Source organism: Sphingobium cyanobacteriorum (genome assembly GCF_030580935.1).
GTDB lineage: Bacteria > Pseudomonadota > Alphaproteobacteria > Sphingomonadales > Sphingomonadaceae > Sphingobium > Sphingobium cyanobacteriorum.
This window is the reverse complement of sequence record NZ_JAUQOM010000069.1, coordinates 1-1,308: the sequence shown is the minus strand read 5'-3', so window position 1 is coordinate 1,308 and position 1,308 is coordinate 1. Positions and strand designations below refer to the sequence as shown.

1 pseudogene is annotated in these 1,308 nt (G+C 60.1%); it reads left to right on the top strand.

Features of this window, described 5'->3' with window-relative positions:
• Window positions 1-85: 85 nt before the first annotated feature.
• Window positions 86-1,308: pseudogene (locus Q4610_RS21705) on the top strand (IS3 family transposase); the annotation flags it as partial.

The following is a 1,308-nucleotide window of genomic DNA, read 5'->3' as shown; positions in this document are numbered from 1 at the left end:
TGTTCCCCGTCAGCACCAATGGCACAGATTTGAGGTTGTGATTTAAGGAGTGTTGGGGCTTCGTCGTAGTGACGAAGGAACGAAGATGAAGACCCAACACTCCTTAAAAAAGTCGCCGGTGAAGGCCTCCGCTGAGCGGGTGGTGAAGGACATCCGGCGCCAGACACGTCGGCACTTTTCGGCTGAAGACAAGATCCGCATCGTGCTCGATGGCCTGCGCGGCGAAGACAGCATCGCGGAGCTTTGCCGTAAGGAAGGCATTGCCCAGAGCCTGTATTACACCTGGTCGAAGGAGTTCATGGAAGCGGGCAGGCGCCGCCTGGCGGGCGATACCGCCCGTGCCGCGACCAGTGGCGAGGTGCAGGATCTTCGCCGCGAAGCCCGGGCCCTGAAGGAATGCGTGGCCGATCTGACGCTTGAAAACCGTCTGCTCAAAAAAAGCATGATTGCGGATGGGGGCGACGACGAATGAGGTATCCTGCATCGGAGAAGCTCGAGATCATCCGGATCGTCGAGCAGTCACATCTGCCGGCGAAGCTCACCCTCGACAAGCTGGGGATCGCACGCCGGACGTTCTACCGCTGGTACGACCGGTTCCTCGAAGGCGGACCGGAAGCGCTGGAGGATCGTCCATCGGCACCGAGCCGGGTGTGGAACCGCATCGCACCCGAGGTGCAGGACCAGATCGTCGAGATGGCGTTGGATTACAGCGAGCTGTCACCGCGCGAGTTGGCTGTGCGCTTCACCGACGAGAAGCGCTACTTCGTGTCGGAAGCCACGGTTTACCGCCTTCTGAAGGCTCATGACCTGATCACCAGCCCAGCCTATGTCGTGATCAAGGCCGCCGATCAGTTCCACACCAGAACCACGCGGGTGAACGAGATGTGGCAGACCGACTTCACCTACTTCAAGATCATCGGCTGGGGCTGGATGTACCTGTCGACCGTGCTCGACGACTTCTCGCGCTACATCATTGCCTGGAAACTGTGCACCAACATGCGGGCCGAGGATGTCACCGACACGTTGGACATGGCACTGGCCGCATCGGGCTGCGACAGCGCGACGGTGTTGCATAAGCCCAGGCTACTCAGCGACAACGGTCCCAGCTACATCGCCGGTGAACTCGCGGAATATATCGAGGCCCGAAAGATGAGCCATGTGCGGGGCGCTCCGATGCACCCGCAAACGCAGGGCAAGATCGAGCGCTGGCACCAGACCCTGAAAAACCGCATCCTCTTGGAAAACTACTTCCTGCCCGGCAACCTTGAAGCCCAGATCGAGGCGTTCGTCGAGCACTACAACCACCAG